Source organism: Streptomyces californicus (assembly GCF_000717645.1).
GTDB lineage: Bacteria > Actinomycetota > Actinomycetes > Streptomycetales > Streptomycetaceae > Streptomyces > Streptomyces californicus.
Window position 1 is genome coordinate 78859 of the sequence record NZ_JNZZ01000003.1, and the last position, 24184, is coordinate 103042.

The window sequence follows — 24184 nt, forward strand, 5'->3', positions numbered from 1 at the left end:
TGCGTCACCGCCGCCCGAGGGGTCTGGATGTCCGGCCGCAGTATCGTCTCCCGCGCTCTCCCCCGTACCGGCCCCGCCGCCCTGGCCGCCCTCTGCCTGGTGACCGCGCTCACCGCGGGCTGCTCGACGCCGGAGCCCCGTGTCACCCGGACCGCCGAGGAGGCGGGGCGCAACGTCCGGGGCGAATCCGCCCCGGGCGCGTCCTCCCCGTACTGGGTCGATCCGGACAGCGACGCCGCCCGCCAGGTCCGCGCCTGGGAGAAGGAGGGGCGCGAGGCGGAGGCGAAGATCCTGCGCCGGATCGCCGACCGCCCGGTGGCCGACTGGCCCGCCTGGGACGACCCCGCCCCGGGCATCCGGGCCGCCGCGAGGTCCGCCGCGCGGACGAAGAAGGCCGTCCTGCTCGTGGCATACAACATCCCGCACCGCGACTGCGGGCTCTACTCCGCCGGCGGCGCGCAGGACGCCGGGGCCTACCGGTCCTGGATCGGGGCGTTCGCCGACGCCATCGGGGACGCGCCCGCGACCGTGGTCCTGGAGCCGGACGCCCTCCCCCACATCGTGGACGGCTGCACCCCGCCCGAGCACCACGCCGAGCGCTACCAGCTCCTCTCCGAGGCGGTGGACACCCTCAAGGCCCGGCCGAACACCCGGGTGTACCTGGACGCGGGCAACCCGGACTGGATCGACGAGCCGTCCAAGATGGCGCAACCGCTGCGGCAGGCCGGCCTCGACCGGGCCGACGGCTTCTCGCTGAACGTCTCCAACTTCCAGTCGAACGAGCGGGTGAAGGGGTACGCGGGCCGCCTCTCCGACGCCGTCGGCGGCTCGCACTTCGTGATCGACACCAGCCGCAACGGCAAGGGCCCCCTCTCCGGGGGCCGCGAGGAAGCCTGGTGCAACCCGCCCGGCCGGGGGCTCGGCACCCCGCCGACCACCGACACCGGAGACGACCGGCTCGACGCCTATCTGTGGATCAAGCGGCCGGGCGACTCCGACGGCACCTGCCGGGGAGGCCCGCCGGCCGGTGACTGGTGGCCGGAGTACGCGCTCGGCCTGGCCCGCCGCGCCGCCTCCTGAGCCTGCCGGGCCGGGCACGCCGACCCGACCGGTCGAACCGACCGGACCGGGCACGTGAACCGGGCCGGGCACGTGAATCCGGACCGTGCGCGTGGACCGGGCCGGGCGCGCGAGCCCGGTGCGCCCGTGCGCGTCCTCAGGCGACCTTGACCCACTTCGCCTCGGAGGAGACGCCGTCCTCGTCGGTGACGAAGAGCATGTACCAGCCCGGCGGCACCAGCGTCGGATCGTCCGGCACCGTCACGTTCACCTTGCCCCGTCCCTTCTCCAGGTCCAGCGCGATGGAGCGCTGCTCCACGTCGGTGGTGTGGGTGACGGCGCTCGGCCGCATCAGCCGGGCGGTGGCGATCCGGTCCGCGTCGGCGCTCTCGTACGTGACCGTCGTCCCGCGCTCGGCGTCCTCGGGACCGTTCCCGATCACCGGGCGCCGGTCCTTGGCGCGGTGCAGGGCGGGCGGGGTGTAGACCTCCATCCGCTGTTCGAACTTGCCGAGCTTGGTGTTGTCCTTGTCGCCGTAGAGCGAGTCGGAGCCGAAGGTGGCCACCCGCCCGTCGGGCAGCAGCAGCGCCTCGGAGTGGTAGTTGCGGCCCACCGTCGGCTCGGCCGCCTCCTTGAAGGAGCCGGACTCGGGGTCGTAGAACTGCGCCTTCAGGATGTTGCTGGCGCCGCGCCCCCGGTAGTCCTCGGATCCGCCGCTGGTGAAGACGGTGTCGTCGGGCATGATCACGCTGTTCAGGTAGCGCGTGCCCTGCGGCAGGTCGGGGCCCGCCTCGAAGGCCGGGTTCTCCTTCTTGAGGTCGATGACGGCCGTGCGGGCCGTGGACTTCTTGGACTCGCCGACCCCGCCGCCGCCGAGCACCATCACCTTCTGGTCCTGCGCGGGCGGCAGCAGCAGCGAGGCCGCCGTCTCCAGTTGGTCGGTGTCGGCCAGCCCGGGGACCTTGGTGAAGGTGTTCTTCTCGATGTCCCACATCCCGGGGGCGCGGCCCTTGTCGGCCGGGCCGTAGCCGGCGTTGGCGCCCGGGTAGAAGAGCTTGCCGCCCTTGGTGAGGAACAGCGCCGGGTAGGTCGGGAAGTAGTGGAAGGGGCCCTTGGACCACTTCTTGGTCTTCGGGTCGTAGATCTCGTTGTCGCCCGGCAGGATCGCGCCGACGTCGTCGAGGCCGGAGACGGAGAGCACCCGGCCGTCCTCCAGGCCGACCAGCGTCGGGTACCAGCGGGCCTCCTTCATCGGGTCGACCTTGATGTACTTCTCCGCCGTCGGGTCGAACTCGTAGGCGGCCCGGATCCCCTGGAAGTCCTGCTTGTCCATGGTGATCTTCTCGGCGAGCCCGTAGGAGTTGTCGGCGTCCTTGCCCGTCAGCCCGACGATCTCGTACTGGGCGGCGTCGGTCGCCACCGCGTCGGCGCCGTCGTCCACCGCCTCGACGAAGACCCGCTGCTCGGCGGCGGTCACCTTCGTCTTCCACGGCTTCATCTGGCCGCTCTCGAAGTAGTCGACCTCGAACTCGCGCTTGGCCTTGGGGACGGTGACGTCGAACTTGGCGACGTACTCCTTGCCGGAGGCCGAGCGGAAGACCGTGCCCTTCTTCAGCTTCAGCGGCTTGTCCGGGTTCTCGTTCTTGACCCGCATGCCGCCGCCGGCCCGCTTCACCTTGTCGTCGAGCACCTCGTAGCGGGCGGTGCCGCCCGCGATCAGGAGGCGGCCGTCGGGGAGCTGGGCGTGGCCGCCGCAGAAGAAGTCCTCGGGGGTGGGGATCTTCTGGAAGGTGTTCTCCGCCGGGTCCCACAGGACGGTGTCGAAGGTGCCCTCGTCGAAGTGCTTCTGGTCGTTGCCCGAGCCCGCGACGATCAGGACCTTGCCGGTGTGCAGCAGCGCCGCGTGGATGGCGTTGGTGCGGTACTCCTTCGGGATGTTCACCCGCTCCCAGGAGCCGTACTCCGCCTTGTACTCCGGCTGGTCGATCTTGTACGCGTGGTACCTGTCCTGCGCGAAGGAGAGCGCGGCGGGTGCGTTCAGCCCGGCGAGCAGCACCACCGCGCCGCCGCCCAGGAGCGTCTTCTTCATCCTCTTCGAAGGCCGGTAGGCCATGGCTCAGTTCCCTCCTGCGGTGGTGGTGGCGGTGGTGCCCGCCGTCGCGGTGGTGGCGGACGGCGACGGGGTGGGGGCGGTGGGGACGTACGCCGTGTCGGCCGGCGGGGAGGCCGGGACGGGGACGGCGCGCGCGGCTGCGGAGCGCCGGTCCTGCCAGACGGTCCACGCCCAGACGGCGACCGGGGCGAGGGAGATCGCGAGCCCCAGCACCGCCCAGGTCCGCATCGCGACGTGGGTGTGGTCCAGGACGACGGAGGCGACGAGCGAGGAGAGCAGGACCGCCGCCCAGAAGAGGTGGATACGGAAGGTGAGCAGCCGGTCCGGGGACGCCTGGCCGCCCTTGGGCGTGACGATGAACCGGCCGTCGGTGCGCAGGACGGCGGAGCCCAGCGACTTCAGGTAGACCGGCGCGGAGAGGGCGGACATCGCCATGCCGGCGAGGCCGCCGGAGCCCTCGGGCTCGTGCGGCGAGACGTTGTGCCGGCGGTTCCAGAGGTAGAGCCCGATCTGGAGCGCGGCGGCGTCGCTGTACAGCATCAGCCAGATCGAGGCGGCGACCTGGGTGCCGGAGGCCCCGAGCCAGAGGAACAGCACGCAGCTGAGCACGCCGAGCAGCCAGTTGACGGCGGTCATCGGGTAGTAGACGAGCATCAGCGTGTAGCTGAGGAGGCGGCCCGGGGGCACCCGGAACAGCGCCTTGCCGTACTGCTGGAACAGCGTCTCGTACGTTCCCCGGGACCAGCGGAGCTGCTGGGTGAAGAAGTCCGTCCAGGAGGCGGGGCCCTCGCCCACGGCGAGCACGTCGGGGGTGTAGACGGACCGCCAGAAGCGGCCGGTGCGCGGGTTGCGGCGGCGGTGGATCTCGAAGCCGGTGGCCATGTCCTCGGTGATCGAGTCGTAGAGGCCGCCGGCCTGCCGCAGCGCGGCGACGCGGACGACGTTGTTGGTGCCGACGAACATCGGGGCGCCGTACCGGTTGCCCGCGCGCTGGATCAGGGCATGGAAGAGGAACTGCTGCGACTCGGCGGCCTTGGTGACGGCCGACGCGTAGTTGCCGTAGACCTGCGGGCCGACGACGAACGCGACGTCCGGGTCGCGGAAGTAGCCCATCATCCGCTCCAGGAAGTTGGGCATGGGCACGTGGTCGGTGTCGACGGAGGCGAAGAACTCGTAGTCGTCGCCGTGCAGCGCGATCCAGGCGTTGTAGTTGCCGTGCTTGGTCCTCGCCTTGTGGACGCCCTTGTCGCGGTTCCACTCGGGGACCCCGCGCCGGGTGAAGTGGTGGACGCCCAGTTCGGCGCAGAGCATCCGGGCGCCGGGGTCGTCGCCCTCGTCGAGCAGCCAGACGTCCAGCGGGCCGTCGTGCGCGAGCCGCACGGCCCCCTTGAGCGTGGCGCGGACCATGGAGAGCGGTTCCTTGCCGGGGACGTACGTGGTCAGGAACGCGACCCGGGTGCCGGGCTCGGGCGTCACCGGGACCGGGTCCCGCGCGACGAGCGTGGCGTGGGCGATGGAGACCACGTTGACCAGCATGAACAGCTCGATCAGCGCGATCGACACCAGCATCACGGTGTCGGCGGCGACCAGCCAGCGTTCCCCGTTCTCCCGCTCGGTCCAGTGCGTCGGCCAGACCAGGTACAGCAGGAGCGCGCCGGTGAGGAGCGGCGCGAGCGCCATCAGCAGGACGGCTCTCACCCGGTGCTTCTCCGTCGAGAGCAGACTCTTGTACCGCACCCGGTACCCGGTGGGGTCCGGCTCCGTGAGCGGTCCCGCGAGCCGGCTGTAGGTGTCGTAGTCGTAGCCCTCCGACCGCACCGTGCCTCCCACTGTCGAACGGGTTGATATCCCCACAGAAGGGGACACCTCACGGCGTGTCGACTCGGCAGGTCCGAGTGAGCGGTTTTGCGTCCGGAGCCGGAAAAGCCCCCGGCCGTGTGGCGCCGGGGGCTTTTCGGGTGAACGCGCGGGGAGCCGCGCGGACGGGTCGTCAGGGGGCGAGGTACCGCTCGACGGTCTCGACCTTGGAGGTCAGCCCGTCGGTGACGCCGGGCCGGATGTCGGCCTTGAGCACCAGCGACACGCGGCCGGCGCGGGCCTCGACGGCGGCCACGGCGCGCTTGACGACGTCCATGACCTCGTCCCACTCCCCCTCGACGGAGGTGAACATGGCGTCGGTGCGGTTGGGGAGCCCGGACTCGCGGACGACGCGGACGGCGTCGGCGACGTACTCCCCGACGTCCTCGCCGACACCGAGCGGCGAGACGGAGAACGCGACGATCATGCGCTGACCGTGCCCTCGCGGCGGGCCCGGGCGGCGATGACGCCGTCGGCCTCGTACTTCTTGAGGAGCTTGTCGCCGTAGAGCCCGCCGAAGGGGACGAGGGACAGGAGGAAGAAGAGCGCGACGCGCCCCAGCGGCCACTTCGCCTTCACCCAGACGTCCAGCAGGAACACCGCGTAGATCACGAACAGCGCGCCGTGGATCATGCCGAGCGGCATCATCAGGAAGTCGATGTCCGAGACCCGGCTGAGGACCGAGCCGAAGAGGATCAGGGCGGGGAAGGACAGCGCCTCGGGAATCGAGATGAGGCGCAGCCGGTGCAGGGCGGAAGCGGTCTTGATGTCCACGGGGGCACCTTCGGTGGGAGGGGTCGTGTGGGCTTGTGAACGCACGCACAAGCCGTCCCCATTGTGGCATCGCGCCGGGGCCCGCCCGGAAGCGGGTGCCGCCCGCCGGGCCGTCCGCCCGTATCGCCGCATATCAGGGCCGGTCCGGGTGCGCATCAGGGGAGCATCAGGGGCGTAACGGTTCCGCCGGATCCGGTCCGAGGGGCCCGGCGGAGGGCTACCGTCGGGGCGTGGCGATGTTCCGACTCCAAGGCAGCAAGACGCTCGCCGTCGACCTGACGGGCGATGCCGTCAAGGCGAAGAACGGCTCGATGGTCGCGTACGACGGCCGGATGACCTTCAAGAAGCTGTCCGGCGGCGGTGAGGGCCTGCGCGGCATGGTGACCCGCCGGCTGACCGGTGAGCAGATGACGGTGATGGAGGTGTCCGGGCAGGGCACCTGCTACTTCGCCGACCGGGCCAGCGAGATCAACCTGGTCGCTCTGCACGGCGACACCCTCCATGTGGAGGCGAGCAATCTGCTGGCCACCGACGCCGGGCTGCGCACCGGCACCACGTTCACCGGGCTGCGCGGCGGGGCGAGCGGCAACGGCCTGTTCACCACCACGGTGGAGGGCACCGGGCAGGCGGCGATCATGTCGGACGGGGCGGCGGTGCTGCTGCGGGTGTCGCCGCAGTATCCGCTGACGGTCGACCCCGGCGCCTACATCGCCCATCAGGGCCGGCTCCAGCAGCACTTCCAGGCGGGGGTGAACTTCCGGACGCTGATGGGCGAGGGTTCCGGCGAGGCGTTCCAGATCCGCTTCGAGGGCGACGGGCTCGTCTACGTCCAGCCCAGCGAGCGCAACACCGTCGGGGGCGATGTCTGATGCCGTTCCGGGAGATCAACTCCAAGATGGTCGAGGCCACCCTCGCTCCGGGCCAGAAGCTGTTCAGCCAGCGAGGCGCGATGCTGGCGTACCGGGGCGAGGTGTCCTTCACACCGAACATCCAGGGCGGCCAGGGCGGTATCGCGTCGATGATCGGCCGGCGGGTGGCGGGCGAGGCGACGCCGCTGATGACGGTCGAGGGGTCGGGCACGGTGATGTTCGGCCACGGCGGCCACCACATCCAGGTGATCAACCTGTCCGGCGACACCCTGTACGTGGAGGCGGACCGGCTCCTCGCCTTCGACGGGACGCTCCAGCAGGGCACGATGTTCATGGGCTCGCAGGGCGGGGTGATGGGCATGGTGCGCGGCCAGGTGACCGGCCAGGGCCTGTTCACCACGACGCTCAAGGGGTACGGCGCGGTCGCGGTGATGGCGCACGGAGGGGTGATCGAGCTGCCGATCACCCCGGGCCGGGACGTCCATGTGGACCCGCAGGCGTACGTGGCCCACCACGGCGAGGTCCGCAACAAGCTGTCCACGGCGGTCGGCTGGCGGGACATGGTGGGGCGGGGCTCCGGCGAGGCGTTCCAGCTGGAGCTGAGCGGGAGCGGCGCGGTGTACGTCCAGGCGTCGGAGGAGAAGCTGTGAGGGCCGGCCGCGGCCGAAAAGAAGCCGTGAGCCGGTCCGTGATCGAGGAGACGTCGTGAGCACCCCTGTGATCTTCGATCCGATGACGCTGCCGTCGGACGACAACGTCAACTCCTACACCTTCTGCGTGGAGCTCAAGGGGAGCCGGTGGTTCCTGCAGAAGGGGAAGATGATCGCCTACTACGGGCAGATCCGGTTCGACGGGATCGGGCACGGGCGGTTCGACCGGCTGGTGCGCTCCAGCTTCCACTCGCCGCTGCACGCGAGCGACTGGGTGGTGGCCGAGGGCAGCGGGAAGATGCTGCTGGCGGACCGGGCGTTCGACGTGAACTCCTTCGACCTGGAGGACGGCAACCTCACCATCCGGTCCGGGAACCTGCTGGCGTTCGACCCGTCGCTCGCGCTGAAGCAGTCGATCGTGCCGGGGTTCGTGACGCTGATCGGCACGGGGAAGTTCGTGGCCGCGTCGAACGGCCCGGTCGTCTTCATGGAGCCGCCGCTGCGGGTGGATCCGCAGGCGCTGGTGGGCTGGGCCGACTGCCCCTCCCCCTGCCACCACTACGACCACGGGTACATGACGGGCGTGATGGGCGGGATCCGGTCACTGACGGGCATCGGCGGATCGTCGGGCGAGGAGCACCAGTTCGAGTTCGTCGGGGCGGGGACGGTGCTGCTCCAGTCGTCGGAGGCGCTGATGGCGGAGCAGGCGGCGGGCGTCGTGCCGAACGAGCCGGGCGTACCGGGCGGCGGAGGTCAACACGGCGCCACCCCGCGCATGCCCGGCCAGCTGGGGGACCTCCAGCGTCGCTTCGGGTTGTGAGCGGTAGTCTGCGGAGTGTGACGTCGAACGTCTGCGCCCCGGCGTCGGTCCTTGCCGACCGGCCCGTCGCCACTCCGGTGGACCGGGAGGACCGGGCGTGCCGGGTGTCACACACCTATTTCGTCCGGCTTTCAACTTCTTAGGTAGAATCCACATATGGAGACCGAGACGGCCACCCGCTGGCTGAGCGACGCGGAGCAGTGCGCCTGGCGCACCCACCTGGACGTCAGCAGGCTGCTGACGCACCAGTTGGAGAAGGACCTCCAGCCGTTCGGCCTGACCATGAACGACTACGAGATCCTGGTCAACCTCTCCGAGTCGGACGAACAGCGGATGCGGATGAGCGACCTCGCCGCCGCCACCCTCCAGTCCAAGAGCCGGCTCTCGCACCAGATCACCCGCATGGAGACCGCCGGGCTGGTCCGCCGCACCCACTGCGAGTCGGACCGGCGCGGGCTGTTCGCGGTCCTCACCGAGCACGGCGCGGAGACCATGCGCAAGGTCGCCCCGCACCACGTCGCCTCGGTACGGCAGCACTTCATGGACCTGCTCTCGCCCGAGGCGCTGGCCGAGCTGCACGCGGCGCTGACCCCGATCGCGGACCACCTGCGCGGCAAGCGCGGCAAGCTGTAGGGGCGCCGGTCGCGGGGGCCCGGGGCTGCTTCAGGCCCAGGACCGCCTCGGCCCCGGAACCGCCTCACACCCAGGCCGGCCCGGCGGCCGGGCCCGTCGCACCCCCGGGCCCGGCCGCCTCACGTCGGCCGCAGTTGTACGTCAGGACCGGCGCGGCAGCCGGAGCAGGAAGGCCGCGCCGCCCCCGTCCGCCCGGTGCACCGTCAGCGTCCCGCCGTGGCGGGCGGCGACGTCCCGGGCGATGGCGAGGCCGAGGCCGGCTCCGCCGTCGTCCCGGCTGCGGGCGTCGTCGAGCCGGACGAACCGTTCGAAGATCCGCTCCCGCTCCTCCTCCGGCACGCCGTCCCCGTCGTCCCGGACCTCCACCCGTACGTCGCGCCCGTCGGCGGCCACCGACACCGCGACGCTCGTCCCGGCGTGCCGCTGGGCGTTGTCCAGCAGGTTGCCGACCACCCGGGCGAGCTGCCCGCGCGACCCGTTCACCTCGAACGCCTCGCCCTCCGGCGCCTCCACCGCCACCGCGATCCGGTCCCCGGTGCGCTGCGAGACCTCCTCCCGCACCAGCGCGCCCAGCTCCACCGTGCCGCCGCCGGGCCTCTCCCCCGCGTCCAGCCGGGCCAGCAGCAGGAGGTCCGCCGCCAGCGCCTGGAGCCGTACGGTGTCGGCCACCGCGCCCGGGAGGTCCAGCAGCTCCGGATGGGCCTCGGCCACCTCCAGCTGGGTGCGCAGCGAGGCGATCGGCGAGCGCAGTTCGTGCGACGCGTCCGCGACGAACCGCCGCTGCCGCTCCACGGACGCCTCCAGGGCGGTGAGCGTCTCGTTCGTCGTCCGGGCCAGGGCCGCGATCTCGTCCCGGGAGTCCGGCTCCGGCACCCGGCGGGTCAGATCCTCGGAGGCGGTGATCGCCGCCATCTCGCGCCGGATGCCCTCGACCGGGCGCAGCGCGCGACGGGTCACCAGCCAGGTCACCCCGGCGACGACCAGCAGGAGCACCGGCAGCCCGGTGAGCATGGCGCCGCGCACCGTGCCCACCGCCTCCTGCTCGGCGGCGAGGGGCGCGCCCGCGTGCACGGTGAGGGTGACCCCGTCGGGGGTGGTGGCCTCGACGGCGGCGAAGCGGTAGTCGGCGGTGGTGCGGTCGACGGTGGCGGTGCCGTCGGAGAAGTCCGGGTCGTCGTTGGAGACCTGGCCGCGGCCGGGGCGGGCCGTGTCGCCCCCGTCGTCGCCGTCGTCATCGTCGTCGCCGGGCGAGGGCGAGGCGGAGACGGAGGGGGCGGGCACCGGGGTCACGCCGCTCGTCGCGGTGCCGGTGACGGCCCGCAGGTCCTTCGAGACGAGGACGACCCGGTCCTCCTCGTCGGTCACCTGGACCGGGTGGTCCTCCTCGTCGTCCAGCTCCACCTCGCCGTACGGGGTGCCCGTGGCCAGCTCCCCGGCGACCTCGCGGGCCACCACCTCGGCCTGGAGGTCGGCCTGGCCGATCAGGTTGGCCCGCAGGACGAGGAGGACGGCGAGGCCGGCCCCGACGAGGGCGACGGCGACGACCAGGGTGGCCCCGAGGGCGGCCCTGGCCCGGACGGACCTCACCGCGCCTCCAGCCGGTAGCCCGCGCCGCGTACGGTGCGGATGGCGGCCGCGCCCAACTTGCGGCGCAGGGTGGAGATGTAGACCTCGACGATGTTGGGGTCGCCGTCGTAGGCGAAGTCCCAGACGTGCTCCAGGATCTCCGCCTTGCTCACCACCTGACCGGCGCGCAGGGCGAGTTGCTCCAGCACGGCGAACTCCTTGGCGGTGAGCGTCACTTCGCCCTCGTCACGGATCACCCGGCGGGCGGCGGTGTCGATGCGCAGGGCGCCGACGGTGAGGACGGGCGCGGGGGTTCCGGCGCCCCGGCGGCGCAGCAGGGCGCGGACCCGGGCGACGAGGACCACGTAGCTGAAGGGCTTGGTCAGGTAGTCGTCGGCGCCGGTGTCCAGCCCCTCGGCCTCGTCGTACTCGCCGTCCTTGGCGGTCAGCATGAGGATCGGCACCTCGTGCCCGGCGGCGCGCAGGGCGGCGCAGACCCGGTAGCCGTTCATGCCGGGCAGCATGATGTCGAGGATCACCAGGTCGTAGCCGCCCTCGCCCGCGCGGTGCAGCCCTTCGAGCCCGTCGTGCACGACGTCCACGGCGAAGCCCTCGGCGGTCAGTCCCCGGGCGAGGGACACCGCGAGCCGCTTCTCGTCCTCCACGATCAACAGGCGCATGCGCACAGCCTCGCAAACTCCGCCTGAAGACGCCTTCAGGTGGCTTCAGCCTGCGTTCAGCATCGGGTCGGCAGTGTGGAACCCGTCGAACAGCACAGCAGCTCCCGGGGAGGAACCTCATGAAGCGCAACGTCACCATCGCGGCGATCACCGCGGCCGTTCTGATCGGCGGCGCGACCGCCGGCACCGTGGCCTTCGCGGACAGCGACGGCGACCGTACGCCGGCCAGGAGCGCGAGCGTGAGCACGGCCGACGAGCGGAACGACGAGCGTACGGACGACGACCGTACGGAGGACGCCTCCGACGACCGGGGCGACGACCGTTCCCCGGCCGCCGCGAAGAACGCCCGGACCACCCTCGACCAGGCCGTCGCCGCCGCGCTCCGAAGCGTCCCGGGCACGGTCACGGAGGCCGAGCTGGACGCGGACGACGACGACCACGACGGCCGGGCCGTCTGGGAGCTGGACGTACGCGGCTCCGACAAGAAGTGGCACGACGTCACGGTGGACGCCACCACCGGCAAGGTCCTCAAGACCCGCCAGGACGACGACAACGACGACCGCGACCGCCACGCGCCCCGCTCCTCCGCCGTCACCCTGGACGAGGCGGCGGCGGCCGCCCTGAAGTCCGCGCCGGGCACGGTCACATCGATCGACCTGGACGACGACGATGACGACGACCGCCGGGGGAACGTCCTGCGCTGGGACGTCGACGTCGCGGGCAAGGACGGCAAGCACCACGAACTGAAGGTCGACGCCAAGACCGCCAAGGTCACGGTGGACCGGGACGACCACGACGACGCGGACGACCGCGACGACGACTGACACGGAAGGCCCGTGCCCGTACGGAGGGCCCTGGGCGCGGCGCTCACGCCGCTCCCAGGGCCCTCCGCACGCTCAGCCCTCCCCCGTCAGCCCCGCCACCAGTTCGTCCGCCGCCGCGTACGGGTCCAGGCTCCCCGCCACGATCCGCTCCGCGAGGGCGTGCAGACGGCGGTCGCCGCGCAGGTCCGCGATGCGTTCGCGGAGAGCCGTGACGGCGATGGTCTCGACCTCGCGGGCCGCGCGGGCGGTGCGGCGCTCGGCCAGGACGCCGTGCTCCTCCATCCAGGCCCGGTGCTTCTCCAGGGCCTCGACCACCTCGTCGGTGCCCTCGCCCCGGGCCGCGACCGTCTTCACGATCGGGGGGCGCCAGTCGCCGGGGCCCCGGGACTCGCCCAGGCCCAGCATGTGGTTGAGCTCGCGGGCGGTGGCGTCGGCGCCGTCGCGGTCGGCCTTGTTGACCACGTACACGTCGCCGATCTCCAGGATTCCGGCCTTGGCCGCCTGGATGCCGTCGCCCATGCCCGGCGCGAGCAGCACGACCGAGGTGTCGGCCTGCGAGGCGATCTCCACCTCGGACTGGCCGACGCCGACCGTCTCGACCAGGACCACGTCGCAGCCCGCCGCGTCCAGCACCCGGATCGCCTGCGGGGCCGACCAGGCGAGGCCGCCGAGGTGGCCCCGGGTCGCCATCGAGCGGATGTAGACGCCCGGGTCGGAGGCGTGGTCGGACATCCGGACCCGGTCGCCCAGCAGCGCCCCGCCGGAGAACGGCGAGGACGGGTCGACGGCGAGGACGCCGACCCGCTTGCCCGCCCGGCGGTACGCGGACACCAGCGCCGAGGTCGAGGTGGACTTGCCGACGCCCGGCGAGCCCGTCAGCCCGACGACGTACGCATGGCCCGCCAGCGGCGCCAGGGCCGCCATCACCTCGCGGAGCTGCGGGGAGGCCCCCTCCACCAGCGAGATCAGCCGGGCCACCGCACGCGGCCTGCCTGCTCGCGCCTGCTCGACCAGCGTGGGGACGTCCACGTCCACGTTCACCGCTCCGTTCGCCTTGCTCGTATCCGTACGGTGTCGCCCGCCCGGGACGTTACTTGCCCGGGACGCGGATGATCAGCGCGTCGCCCTGACCGCCGCCGCCGCACAGCGCCGCCGCGCCGGTGCCGCCGCCGCGCCGCTTCAGCTCCAGGGCCAGGTGCAGGACCACGCGGGCGCCGGACATCCCGATCGGGTGGCCGAGCGCGATCGCGCCGCCGTTGACGTTGACCTTCTCCGAGGTGACGCCCAGGTCCTTCATGGACTGGACGGCGACGGCCGCGAACGCCTCGTTGATCTCGATGAGGTCGAGGTCGTCGACGGTCAGGCCGTCCTTCTTCAGGGCGTGCCGGATGGCGTTGGAGGGCTGCGACTGGAGGGAGTTGTCGGGTCCGGCCACGTTGCCGTGGGCGCCGATCTCGGCGATCCACTCCAGGCCCAGCTCCTCGGCCTTCGCCTTGCTCATCACGACGACCGCGGCGGCGCCGTCGGAGATCTGCGAGGAGGTGCCGGCGGTGATCGTGCCGTCCTTGGCGAAGGCCGGGCGCAGCTTGCCGAGGCTCTCCACGGTGGTCTCGGGGCGGATCCCCTCGTCCTGGGAGAAGAGGACCGGCTCGCCCTTGCGCTGCGGGATCTCGACCGGGGTGATCTCGGCCTCGAACAGGCCGTTCTTCCGGGCGGCGGCGGCCCGCTGGTGGGAGAGCGCGCCGATCTCGTCCTGGGCGGCGCGGTCGAGGCCGAGGCGGCCGTTGTGCTTCTCGGTGGACTCGCCCATGGGGATGTTCTCGTACGCGTCGGTGAGACCGTCGTACGCCATCGAGTCCAGCATCTCGATCGCGCCGTACTTGTGGCCCTCGCGGGACTTGGGGAGCAGGTGCGGGGCGTTGGTCATGGACTCCTGGCCGCCCGCGACCACGACGTCGAACTCCCCCGCGCGGATGAGCTGGTCGGCCAGGGCGATGGCGTCGAGCCCGGACAGGCACACCTTGTTGACGGTGAGCGCCGGGACGTTCAGCGGGATGCCGGCCTTGACCGCGGCCTGCCGGGCGGGGATCTGGCCCGCGCCCGCCTGGAGCACCTGGCCCATGATCACGTACTGGACCTGGTCGCCGCCGATGCCCGCCCGCTCCAGCGCGGCCTTGATCGCGACGCCGCCGAGGTCGGCCGCGGAGAAGCTCTTGAGGGAGCCGAGGAGACGGCCCATGGGCGTCCGGGCGCCCGCGACGATCACTGAGGTGGTGGTACCGGTCGTTGCTGGCATGGGCACGGCCCCTTGGGATCGGATGTGAACGAGGGTTTACCTGAATGTACTGAGCGCTGTCGCGCCCGTCATCCGGCTGCCGGTGTGACGGCGCGCACGTTGCGTAACCATGGCGGGAGCGGCGCGGCCGATCCATGCTGAATCCATGCTGACGCGAATCGATCACATCGGGATCGCCTGTTTCGACCTGGACAAGACGGTCGAGTTCTACCGTGCCACGTACGGGTTCGAGGTGTTCCACTCCGAGGTCAACGAGGAGCAGGGCGTCCGGGAGGCCATGCTCAGGATCAACGGGACCTCGGACGGCGGCGCCTCCTACCTCCAACTGCTGGAGCCCACCCGCGAGGACTCGGCCGTGGGCAAGTGGCTGGCGAAGAACGGCGAGGGCGTGCACCACATCGCCTTCGGCACGGACGACGTGGACGGGGACGCGGCGGACATCCGCGAGAAGGGCGTCCGGGTGCTGTACGACGAGCCCAGGACGGGTTCGATGGGGTCCCGGATCACGTTCCTGCACCCCAAGGACTGCCACGGCGTCCTCACCGAACTGGTCACGAGCCGGGCGGACGACTGACCGCCGCATATCCGGCCCGGTAGAGTGGGCGGTTCCGGGCCGGGGCCGGGTCGGGGCCGTACCGCGTCCTCGTCGTTCGTCTGTCACCATTTCCCCGGGGGACCGCTCGTGCGAGCCCCCGTGTGCAGAGTCACGACCAGGGTTGGGGTCTCCCCTGCTCGAAGAAGTCGAAAGCTCGGGGAAGGATGGGACCGCGCAGTGCGGGGCTACGAAGGCCAGGAGAGCCACCGGGCTGAAGACGACCATCTCTCGCGGTTCGAAGCCGAGATGGACCGGCTGAAGACCGATCGGGAGAAGGCTGTCCAGCACGCCGAGGACCTGGGCTACCAGGTCGAGGTCTTGCGTGCCAAGCTGCACGAGGCCCGGCGCAATCTCGCGAACCGTCCCGCGTACGACAGCGCTGACATCGGCTACCAGGCCGAGCAGATGCTGCGGAACGCGCAGGTCCAGGCCGAGCAGATGCGCAGCGACGCCGAGCGCGAACTGCGCGAGGCCAGGGCGCAGACGCAGCGCATCCTCCAGGAGCACGCCGAGCACCAGGCGCGCCTCCAGGCCGAGTTGCACAACGAGGCGGTCCAGCGCAGGCAGCGGCTCGACCAGGAGCTGGCGGAGCGCCGCCAGACCGTCGAGTCCCACGTCAACGAGAACGTCGCCTGGGCCGAACAGCTGCGCGCCCGCACCGAGTCGCAGGCCCGCCGCCTGCTGGAGGAGTCCCGCGCCGAGGCCGAACAGGCGCTGGCCGCCGCCCGGGACGAGGCCGCCCGGCTCGCGGAGGAGACCCGCCGGCGCACCGGCTCGGAGGCCGAGGCCGCCCGCGCCGAGGCGGAGGCGGTCCTGCTGCGCGCCCGCAAGGACGCCGAGCGGCTGCTGGTCAACGCCTCAGCCCAGGCGCAGGAGGCCACCAGCCACGCGGAGCGGCTGCGCTCCACCACGACGGCGGAGACCGACCAGGCCCGCCAGCAGACCGCCGAGCTGAACCGCACCGCCGAGCAGCGGCTGTCGGAGGCCGAGACCCGGCTGCGCGAGGCCCGTCTGGAGGCGGAGAAGCTCCTCTCCGAGGCGAAGGAGACGGCAGCCAAGCAGCTCGCCGCCGCCGAGTCGCAGAACGAGCAGCGCACCCGTACGGCCAAGTCGGAGATCGCCCGGCTGGTCGGCGAGGCGACCAAGAGCACCGAGACGCTGAAGGAAGAGGCCGAGCAGGCGCTCGTCGACGCCCGCGCCGAGGCGGAGCGGCTGGTCGCGGAGGCGGCCGAGAAGGCCGACACGGCCGCGGCGGAGGAGGCGGCCGCCCAGCTCGCCAAGGCGGCCCGCGGCGCCGAGGAGGTCCTCACCAAGGCGTCCGAGGACGCGAAGTCGACCACGAAGGCCGCCCGCGAGGAGGCCGAGCGCATCCGGCGCGAGGCCGAGGCCGAGGCGGACCGGCTGCGCGGCGAGGCCGAGGAGCAGGCCGACGAGCTCAAGGGCGCGGCCAAGGACGACACCAAGGAGTACCGGGCCAAGACGGTCGAGCTCCAGGAGGAGGCCCGCCGGTTGCGCGGCGAGGCCGAGGAGCTGCGCTCCGAGGCGGTCGCCGAGGGCGAGCGCATCCGGGGCGAGGCCCGCCGCGAGGCGGTCCAGCAGCTGGAGGAGGGCGCCCGTACCGCCGAGGAGCTGCTGGCCAAGGCCCGCTCCGACGCGGACGAGCTGCGCACCAAGGCGAACGGCGAGAGCGAGCGCGTCCGCGCCGAGGCCGCCGAGCGCGCGGCGACCCTGCGCAAGCAGGCCGAGGAGACGCTGGAGCGCACCCGCGCCGAGGCCGACCGGATGCGGGCGGAGGCCGAGGAGCAGGCGGCGGCCGTCACGGAGGCGGCCGAGGCGGCCGCGGCCGAGCTGCGCGAGGAGACCGAGCGGGGCGTCGCCGCCCGGCAGGCCGAGGCCGCCGACGAGCTGGCCCGGCTGCACTCCGAGGCGGAGTCCCGGCTCGCCGCGGCCGAGGAGGCGCTGAGCGAGGCCCGGACCGAGGCGGAGCGGCTGCGCCGCGAGACGGCCGAGGAGACCGAGCGGCTGCGCGCCGAGTCGGCCGAGCGGTTGCGGACGCTGGCCGAGCAGGCCGATGCGGAGGCCGAGCGGCTGCGCGACGAGGCCGCGGCGGACGCCGCCCAGTCGCGCGCCGAGGGCGAGAACGTCGCCGTACGGCTGCGGAGCGAGGCGGCCGCCGAGGCGGAGCGGCTCAAGTCGGAGGCGCAGGAGAGCGCCGACCGGGTGCGGGCGGAGGCCGCGGCCGCCGCCGAGCGGGTCGGCGCCGAGGCCGCCGAGGCGCTGGAGGCCGCCCAGGAGGAGGCCACGCGCCGCCGCCGGGAGGCCGAGGAGATCCTCGGCGGGGCGCGGTCCGAGGCGGAGCAGGAGCGCGAGCGGGCCCGCGAACAGAGCGAGGAGCTGCTCGCCGCCGCCCGCAAGCGGGTCGAGGAGGCCGAGGCCGAGGCGGCCCGGCTGGTCGAGGAGGCGGACACGCGGGCGGCCGAGCTGGTCGCGGCGGCCGAGCAGACCGCCCAGCAGGTACGGGACTCCGTCGCGGGCCTGCAGGAGCAGGCCGAGGAGGAGATCACCGGGCTGCGGTCGGCGGCGGAGCACGCCGCGGAGCGCACCCGCACCGAGGCGCAGCAGGAGGCGGACCGGGTCCGCGCCGACGCGCACGCGGAGCGGGAGCGGGCCTCGGAGGACGCCGTACGGCTGCGGAGCGAGGCCAACGAGGAGGCGGCCCGGCTGCGCCGCGAGGCGGCCGAGGGGACCGAGGCGGCGAAGGCGCTGGCCGAGCGGGCCGTCTCCGAGGCGACCGCGGAGTCGGAGCGGCTGCGTTCGGACGCCTCCGAGTACAGCCAGCGGATGCGTACCGAGGCGTCCGACGCCCTGGCGTCGGCGGAGGAGGCCGCCTCGCGCGCCCGCGCCGAGGCCCGGCAGGACGCCAACCGGATCCGTTCCGAGGCGGCGGCCCAGTCGGACCGGCTGGTCGGCGAGGCCAGCAGCGAGAGCGAGCGCATCCGCACCGAGGCCGCCCAGGCGTCCGAGCAACTGGTCGGCGAGGCCACCACCGAGAGCGAGCGCATCCGCACCGAAGCGGCCCAGGCGTCCGAGCAGTTGGTCGTCGAGGCCACCACGGAGGCCAACCGGCGCCGGGCGGACTCCACCGAGCGGGCGGACCGGATGCTGGCCGAGGCCACGGCCGAGTCCGAGCGGCTGCGCGCCGAGGCGGCCGAGCGGCTGGGCGCGGCGCAGGAGCACGCGGCCCGCACCCACGAGGAGGCCGAACGGCTGCGCGCGGACGCGGAGTCGGCGGCGGAGGAGCTGCGCTCCGAGGCCCGCCAGGAGGCGGACCGGGTGCTGGACGAGGCGCGCGAGGCGGCGGCCAAGCGCCGGGCGGACGCGGCCGAGCAGGCGGACCAGCTCATCAACAAGGCGCGCGAGGAGGCGCTGCGTACGGCCACCGAGGCGGAGGGCCAGGCCGACACGATGGTCGGCGCGGCCCGCAAGGAGGCCGTGCGCATCACCTCCGAGGCGACCGTCGAGGGCAACACGCTGGTGGAGCGCGCCCGTACGGACGCCGACGAACTGCTGGTCGGCGCGCGGCGCGACGCGACGCAGATCCGGGAGCGGGCCGAGGCCCAGCGGGCCCGGCTGGAGAGCGAGATCGAGGAGCTGCACGAGCGGGCCCGCCGGGAGACGTCCGAGCAGATGAAGACCGCCGGGGAGCGGGTCGACCATCTGATGAAGGCGGCGACCGAGCAGCGCGACGAGGCCGAGGCGAAGGCCAAGGAGCTGCTGGCGGAGGCCAACGCGGAGGCGAGCAAGGTCCGTATCGCCGCGGTGAAGCGGGCCGAGTCGCTGCTGAAGGAGGCCGAGACCAAGAAGGCCGGGCTGGTCCGCGAGGCGGAGAAGCTGCGTGCCGACGCCGAGGCCGAGGCGAAGGCGACGGTCGAGGAGGGCAAGCGCGAACTGGACGTCCTGGTGCGCAGGCGCAAGGACATCAATGCGGAGATCTCCCGTGTCCAGGACGTGCTGGAAGCGTTGGAGTCTTTCGAGACTCCGACCGGGGGAGGAAAGCCGGCGGCCGGTTCCTCGGGGGGCTCCAAGTCCCCCGCGGCGGCGGGTTCGCGATCGGGGGGCAAACAGTCCGAGCGGTAGGCGGGCCGCGGCGCGCCCGGCTCGTCATGGACATTCAACCCTGGCAGTGGCAAGCACTCCGGGGGTCAGCCACTCAAAAGGGGTGTCATTCTCCAGATCAAACCGGCATCTTCACGCTGACACGCCGCAATGGCCCCTAGGATTCCCTCTATCACCTCACCGGTCTCATTCGACAGGAACCCCATGAGTGACCCTTCCTCCCCCTTCGGCTTCGAGCTCGTGCGACGAGGCTACGACCGCGGTCAGGTGGCCGACCGCATCAACAAGCTCGTCGCCGACCGTGACAGCGCTCTGGCCCGAATCACCTCTCTGGAAAAGCGCATCGAGGAGCTGCACCTCGAAACGCAGAACGCCCAGGCCCAGGTAACCGACGCCGAGCCGTCGTACGCCGGGCTCGGCGCCCGTGTCGAGAAGATTCTCCGCCTCGCCGAGGAGGAGGCCAAGGACCTGCGCGAGGAGGCCCGTCGCGCGGCCGAGCAGCACCGCGAGCTCGCCGAGTCGGCGGCCCAGCAGGTGCGCAACGACGCCGAGACCTTCGCCGCCGAGCGCAAGGCGAAGGCCGAGGACGAGGGCGTCCGCATCGTCGAGAAGGCGCAGGGCGAGGCGAACACGCTGCGCTCCGACGCCCAGAAGGACGCCCAGCAGAAGCGGGAGGAGGCCGACGCCCTCTTCGAGGAGACCCGCGCCAAGGCCGCCCAGGCCGCGGCCGACTTCGAGACCAACCTCGCCAAGCGCCGCGAGCAGTCGGAGCGCGATCTCGCGTCCCGCCAGGCCAAGGCCGAGAAGCGTCTCGCCGAGATCGAGCACCGTGCCGAGCAGCTCCGCCTGGAGGCCGAGAAGCTCCGCACCGACGCCGAGCGCCGGGCCCGTCAGACGGTGGAGACCGCCCAGCGGCAGGCCGAGGACATCGTCGCCGACGCCAACGCCAAGGCCGACCGCATCCGCAGCGAATCGGAGCGCGAGCTGGCGGCGCTCACCAACCGCCGCGACTCGATCAACGCGCAGCTGACGAACGTCCGCGAGATGCTGGCGACGCTGACCGGCGCCGCCGTGGCCGCCGCCGGCTCCCCGGTGGAGGACGAGCCGGCCAACCGCGGCGTCCCGGCCCAGCAGACCCGCTGAGTTCCGCCGCGCGGAGTACCCCCGTGTGCGCCCGGTTCCGCCTTTGTGGTGGCGCCGGGCGCTCCGGCGTTCTAGCGTGAGCGCATGATCGAGGTCGAGCGACTCACCAAACGGTTCGGCAGGAAGGTCGCCGTCGACCAACTGTCGTTTCAGGTCAGGCCGGGCATCGTGACGGGCTTCCTCGGCCCGAACGGGGCGGGCAAGTCCACCACGATGCGGATGATGCTCGATCTCGACAACCCGACCAGCGGTTCGGTGCGCATCGACGGCAGGCACTACCGCGAGCTGAGCGAACCGCTGAAGTACATCGGGGCGCTCCTCGACGCCAAGGCGATGCACGGCGGCCGCAGCGCGTACAACAACCTGCTGTGCCTGGCGCAGAGCAACCGCATCCCGCGCGGCCGGGTCGACGAGGTGCTCGACATGGTCGGCCTGGCAGCGGTGGCGAAGAAGAAGTCCAAGGGGTTCTCGCTCGGCATGGGCCAGCGGCTCGGCATCGCCTCCGCGCTCCTGGGCGACCCCGAGATCCTGATGTTCGACGAGCCGGTCAACGGGCTGGACCCCGAGGGCATCCACTGGATCCGCAATCTGATGAAGGCGCTCGCCTCGGAGGGCCGCACGATCTTCGTCTCCTCGCACCTGATGAGCGAAATGGCGCTCACCGCCGACCACTTGATCGTGATCGGGCAGGGCAGGCTGCTCGCCGACACCTCGATGGCCGCCTTCATCCAGGAGAACTCCCGCAGCTACACCCGGTTGCGCTCCCCCCAGTGGGAGCGGCTGCGCGACGTGCTGCACCAGGAGGGGTACACGGCCGTCGAGACGGCGGGCGGCGTGCTGGAGATCGACGGCGCCTCCACGGAGGAGCTGGGCGAGCTGGCGGCCCGTCACCAACTCGTGCTGCACGAGCTGAGTTCCCAGCGGGCCTCGCTGGAGGAGGCGTTCATGCAGATGACGGCCGGTTCGGTGGAGTACCACGCCCACTCCGAACGGGACCCGGGAGCCGAACCTCCGCCGCCGCCGGGCGCCGGCTGGGGCGAGAACTGGAACGCTCCCGGCTCCACCGACGGCAAGGGGGCGTGACCATGGCTTCGGTACCCGCGGTCCTCACCTCGGAATGGACCAAGATCCGGTCGGTCTCCTCGACCACCTGGACCCTCATCTCGGCGTTCGTCGTCACGGTGGCGATGGGCACGGCGCTGAGCGCGCTGCTCAACGCGCAGTTCAACGACCTCTCCGAGGCGGAGCAGGCCACCTTCGACCCGACCTTCGTCAGCTTCTCCGGTACGGTCCTCGGCCAGCTCGCCATGGTCGTGTTCGGGGTGCTGGTGGTCGGCACGGAGTACAGCTCCGGCATGATCCGCACCTCCCTTGCGGCCGTGCCCCAGCGCGCCACCTTCCTGTTCGGCAAGATCACGGTCGCCGGTGCGCTGGCGCTGATCGTGGGGCTGCTCACCAGCTTCGTGTCGTTCTTCCTGAGCCAGGCCGTGCTGGGCGACCGGGGCACCGACCTCGGGGCGGAGAACGTCCTGCGCGCGGTGGTCGGCGGCGGCCTCTACATGGGGCTGATCGCGATCTTCTCCATGGGGGTGGCGGCGATGCTGCGCAGCTCCATGCTGTCGCTGGGCATCCTGATGCCGTTCTTCTTCCTGGTGTCGCAGATCCTCGCGGCGGTGCCGGTGGCCAAGACCGTCGCCCGGTACTTCCCCGACCAGGCCGGGTCGAAGATCATGCAGGTCGTCCCGGACGCGATGAACAGCGATCCGGCTCCGTACGGCCCGTGGGGCGGGCTCGGCATCATGGCGCTCTGGGTGGTGGCCGCCGTCCTCGGCGGCTTCCTGGTCCTCAAGAACCGGGACGCCTGAGCCACGCTCCGTACCACCCCCGGAGGCGGGTGACGGGCCGGTCGCGGGCTGTGCACGACGTGCCGGAACCGTCAGCGCCTGGTTATCCTCCTAACTCTTACGGGGGTGTGCGGCCGGGCGGCCCGGGCCCCGAACGACAGAGTGAGTCGATGGGGCTGGAGCATGATCGAGGCAGTCGGCCTGACCAAGCGCTTCGGCGCGAAGACGGCCGTGGACGACCTTTCCTTCCAGGTGAGGCCGGGTGCCGTCACCGGCTTCCTCGGACCCAACGGGTCGGGGAAGTCCACGACCATGCGCATGATCCTCGGTCTGGACCGCCCCACCGCGGGCCACGTCACGATCAACGGCCACCCCTACCGCAGCCTCCCGAACGCCCCGCGCCTGGTGGGCGCGCTGCTGGACGCCAAGGGCGTGCACGGCGGCCGCACCGCCCGCAACCACCTGCTCTCCCTGGCCCAGCTGGCCGGCATCCCGGCGCCCCGGGTGGACGAGGTGCTGGGCGTCGTGGGGCTGAGGGACGTCGCCAAGCGGCGTACCAGCGGTTTCTCGCTCGGTATGGGGCAGCGGCTCGGGATCGCGGCGGCGCTGCTCGGCGACCCCCAGGTGCTGCTGTTCGACGAGCCGGTCAACGGTCTCGACCCGGAGGGCATCCACTGGGTCCGCAACCTGATGAAGATGCTCGCGGCCGAGGGCCGTACCGTCTTCGTCTCGTCCCATCTGATGAGCGAGATGGCGCTGACCGCCGACCATCTGATCGTGATCGGGCGCGGCCGGCTGCTCTCCGACATGAGCGTCAAGGACTTCATTTCGGCCAATTCCGCGGACTTCGCCCGGGTCCGGGTCCCGGAGGACGGGCCCGAGGACCGGCAGAAGCTGACGGCCACGCTGATCGAGGCGGGCGGCCGGGTGCTCTCCGAGCCGGGCGGCGCGCTGCGGGTGACCGGGCTGCCGCTGCCGAGGATCAGCGAGCTGGCCCACGGCTGCGACGTACGGCTCTGGGAGCTGTCGCCGCACCAGGCGTCGCTGGAGGAGGCGTACATGCGGCTGACGCAGGGGCTGGTGGACTACCGCTCGACGGAGGACGCCAAGGAGGCCCTGGCGGAGCCGCCGCCGCTGGACGCGTACGGGTATCCCCTCGGCTCGGCCGGCCCGGCGCCGGCCGAGCCGGTGGAGGTGCCGCAGGAGGGCTGGTTCGCCCCGCCGCCGCCCGGTGGTCCGGGCCCGGCAGGGTTCGCGCCGCCGCCCGGTGGTCCGGGCCCGGCCGCCGTGCCGGGTAGCCCGTCCCCGGTGGGGGCTCCGGCGGCCTCCTCCCTCGCCGCTCCCGCAGCCGCTCCGGCCGCCGGGGCCCCCGCTGTGGAGACCCCCGCCGCTTCGTCCGCGGAGCCCGCCGCCGCTCCCGCAGCCGGGACCTCCGCGGCCGCCGGGGCCCCCGTCTCCCGGACGCCCGCCGTAGAGACCTCTTCCGCCGTCGCGGCCGGAGAGCAGACCAGCAAGGACCCCCGATGAGCGCCCCGGCAGCCGCCCCGCCGGCCCCCTACGAGTCGCCGATCCCGATCCGGGCCGCCACGCTCGGCGACGCGATCGCCTCCGAGTGGACCAAGATCCGTTCCGTACGGGCCACGGTCTGGACGCTCGGCGTGATGGTCGTGCTGATGCTGACGGTCGGACCGGGCGTCGCCCTGCTGCTGGCGACGGACCGCAACGGCGGCATCCCGAACGAGCCGGTCCTGACGCTCGGTCTCTTCGGGGTGCTGCTGGGCTCGCTCTGCGTGATCACGCTCGGGGTGCTGACGATCGGCTCCGAGTTCAGCACCGGCATGATCCGTACGACGCTGACCGCCTGCCCGAGCCGGGGCCGGGTGCTCGCGGCGAAGGCGGCCGTCTTCGCGTCGCTGACCTTCGTCGTCACCGCGGTGACGGCCGGCGTGGTGGCGCTGGCGCAGACGGCGATCCTCGACGGCCCCCCGGCGTCGGCCGGCGAGTGGACGCTCGCCACGGTCGGCGTCGGGCTCTACGTCGCCGCCATCGGCCTGCTGTCGCTCGGGGTCGGCGCGGTCGTGCGGCACTCGGCCGGTGCGATCACCATCATGATCGGCGTGGTGCTGCTGCCGCTGGTCCTTGCGCTGTTCATGTTCGCCGACGACCTGCGCGGCCTCCAGCGGTTCCTGATCGACTACTCGATCCCGAACCAGATCGGCGGGCTGTACGGCACGACGATGACCTCGACGGGGCCGACCGGCTGGGAACCGGTGCTGCTGATGCTGGCCGTGGCCGCGGTGGTCCTCGGCGGGGCGGTCGCCCTGCTGAACCGGCGCGACGTCTGA

The 24184-nt window shown here is 72.5% G+C and carries 21 protein-coding genes; 13 read left to right on the forward strand and 8 right to left on the reverse strand.

The window, feature by feature from the left end; all coding sequences use genetic code 11:
* The first annotated feature begins 27 nt into the window (after positions 1-27).
* A complete protein-coding gene (locus IF19_RS0105280) occupies positions 28-1080 on the forward strand; it encodes a glycoside hydrolase family 6 protein (RefSeq protein WP_030118666.1) in 1053 nt (350 codons plus the stop codon).
* A 136-nt stretch (positions 1081-1216) separates the two neighbouring features.
* Here IF19_RS0105280 and glxA read toward each other — a convergent pair whose 3' ends face one another.
* The 4 genes from glxA to IF19_RS0105300 form a co-directional block, all read right to left on the reverse strand.
* Entirely contained in the window at positions 1217-3172 is a 1956-nt protein-coding gene (gene glxA / locus IF19_RS0105285; RefSeq protein ID WP_030118665.1) for a radical copper oxidase GlxA, read from the reverse strand.
* A gap of 3 nt (positions 3173-3175) precedes the next feature.
* Positions 3176-5026, reverse strand: a complete 1851-nt coding sequence (locus IF19_RS0105290; RefSeq protein ID WP_032747310.1) for a glycosyltransferase family 2 protein — start codon at positions 5024-5026, stop codon at positions 3176-3178.
* Positions 5027-5162: 136 nt separating this feature from the next.
* Complete coding sequence (locus tag IF19_RS0105295; RefSeq protein ID WP_018492224.1) at positions 5163-5456, reverse strand: MTH1187 family thiamine-binding protein; 294 nt, start codon at positions 5454-5456, stop codon at positions 5163-5165.
* Positions 5453-5803: a DUF3817 domain-containing protein gene (locus IF19_RS0105300; RefSeq protein ID WP_030118662.1), complete on the reverse strand. Its 351-nt coding sequence runs from the start codon at positions 5801-5803 to the stop codon at positions 5453-5455. The genes IF19_RS0105295 and IF19_RS0105300 overlap by 4 nt, the downstream gene beginning before the upstream one ends.
* 236 nt (positions 5804-6039) lie before the next feature.
* Between IF19_RS0105300 and IF19_RS0105305 the strand changes: the two genes are divergently transcribed.
* From IF19_RS0105305 to IF19_RS0105320, 4 genes are all read left to right on the forward strand, one after another.
* Positions 6040-6672 (forward strand): AIM24 family protein, encoded by a 633-nt coding sequence (locus IF19_RS0105305; RefSeq protein WP_030118661.1) that lies wholly within the window; start codon positions 6040-6042, stop codon positions 6670-6672.
* Positions 6672-7322 (forward strand): AIM24 family protein, encoded by a 651-nt coding sequence (locus tag IF19_RS0105310; RefSeq protein ID WP_030118660.1) that lies wholly within the window; start codon positions 6672-6674, stop codon positions 7320-7322. Before IF19_RS0105305 ends, IF19_RS0105310 begins: the two co-directional genes overlap by 1 nt.
* Positions 7323-7377: 55 nt before the next feature.
* Positions 7378-8142 carry an AIM24 family protein gene (locus IF19_RS0105315; protein WP_030118659.1) on the forward strand — a complete coding sequence of 255 codons (765 nt, stop codon included), beginning with the start codon at positions 7378-7380 and terminating at the stop codon, positions 8140-8142.
* A gap of 156 nt (positions 8143-8298) precedes the next feature.
* Positions 8299-8775 carry a MarR family winged helix-turn-helix transcriptional regulator gene (locus IF19_RS0105320; protein WP_030118658.1) on the forward strand — a complete coding sequence of 159 codons (477 nt, stop codon included), beginning with the start codon at positions 8299-8301 and terminating at the stop codon, positions 8773-8775.
* Between the two features lie 141 nt (positions 8776-8916).
* Here IF19_RS0105320 and IF19_RS0105325 read toward each other — a convergent pair whose 3' ends face one another.
* Positions 8917-10362 (reverse strand): sensor histidine kinase, encoded by a 1446-nt coding sequence (locus IF19_RS0105325; RefSeq protein WP_030118657.1) that lies wholly within the window; start codon positions 10360-10362, stop codon positions 8917-8919.
* Positions 10359-11021: a response regulator transcription factor gene (locus IF19_RS0105330; RefSeq protein WP_030118656.1), complete on the reverse strand. Its 663-nt coding sequence runs from the start codon at positions 11019-11021 to the stop codon at positions 10359-10361. Before IF19_RS0105330 ends, IF19_RS0105325 begins: the two co-directional genes overlap by 4 nt.
* A gap of 119 nt (positions 11022-11140) precedes the next feature.
* Here IF19_RS0105330 and IF19_RS0105335 point away from each other — a divergent pair, with 119 nt between their 5' ends.
* The gene (locus tag IF19_RS0105335; RefSeq protein WP_030122253.1) at positions 11141-11845 is read left to right on the forward strand and encodes a PepSY domain-containing protein; all 705 of its coding nucleotides are present in this window, start codon (positions 11141-11143) and stop codon (positions 11843-11845) included.
* A gap of 72 nt (positions 11846-11917) precedes the next feature.
* Here the strand turns inward: IF19_RS0105335 and meaB are convergent, their stop codons facing one another.
* Both meaB and IF19_RS0105345 read right to left on the reverse strand, forming a co-directional pair.
* Positions 11918-12886: a methylmalonyl Co-A mutase-associated GTPase MeaB gene (meaB, locus tag IF19_RS0105340; protein WP_170757488.1), complete on the reverse strand. Its 969-nt coding sequence runs from the start codon at positions 12884-12886 to the stop codon at positions 11918-11920.
* Between the two features lie 49 nt (positions 12887-12935).
* On the reverse strand, positions 12936-14141 hold the full coding sequence (locus tag IF19_RS0105345; protein WP_030118653.1) for an acetyl-CoA C-acetyltransferase: 1206 nt from the start codon (positions 14139-14141) through the stop codon (positions 12936-12938).
* Between the two features lie 145 nt (positions 14142-14286).
* On the opposite strand from IF19_RS0105345, the gene mce reads away from it, so the two are divergent.
* From mce to IF19_RS0105380, 7 genes are all read left to right on the forward strand, one after another.
* Complete coding sequence (mce, locus tag IF19_RS0105350) at positions 14287-14715, forward strand: methylmalonyl-CoA epimerase (RefSeq protein ID WP_030118652.1); 429 nt, start codon at positions 14287-14289, stop codon at positions 14713-14715.
* 198 nt (positions 14716-14913) lie between these two features.
* Positions 14914-18873 (forward strand): polarized growth protein Scy, encoded by a 3960-nt coding sequence (gene scy, locus IF19_RS0105355; RefSeq protein WP_030276045.1) that lies wholly within the window; start codon positions 14914-14916, stop codon positions 18871-18873.
* Between the two features lie 183 nt (positions 18874-19056).
* Complete coding sequence (locus IF19_RS0105360; protein ID WP_030117675.1) at positions 19057-19995, forward strand: coiled-coil domain-containing protein; 939 nt, start codon at positions 19057-19059, stop codon at positions 19993-19995.
* 84 nt (positions 19996-20079) lie between these two features.
* Positions 20080-21078, forward strand: a complete 999-nt coding sequence (locus tag IF19_RS0105365; protein WP_030117674.1) for an ABC transporter ATP-binding protein — start codon at positions 20080-20082, stop codon at positions 21076-21078.
* A 2-nt stretch (positions 21079-21080) separates the two neighbouring features.
* Complete coding sequence (locus IF19_RS0105370) at positions 21081-21860, forward strand: ABC transporter permease (RefSeq protein ID WP_030117673.1); 780 nt, start codon at positions 21081-21083, stop codon at positions 21858-21860.
* A 162-nt stretch (positions 21861-22022) separates the two neighbouring features.
* Positions 22023-23366, forward strand: a complete 1344-nt coding sequence (locus IF19_RS0105375) for an ABC transporter ATP-binding protein (RefSeq protein WP_078580416.1) — start codon at positions 22023-22025, stop codon at positions 23364-23366.
* Positions 23363-24184: an ABC transporter permease subunit gene (locus IF19_RS0105380; RefSeq protein ID WP_030117670.1), complete on the forward strand. Its 822-nt coding sequence runs from the start codon at positions 23363-23365 to the stop codon at positions 24182-24184. The genes IF19_RS0105375 and IF19_RS0105380 overlap by 4 nt, the downstream gene beginning before the upstream one ends.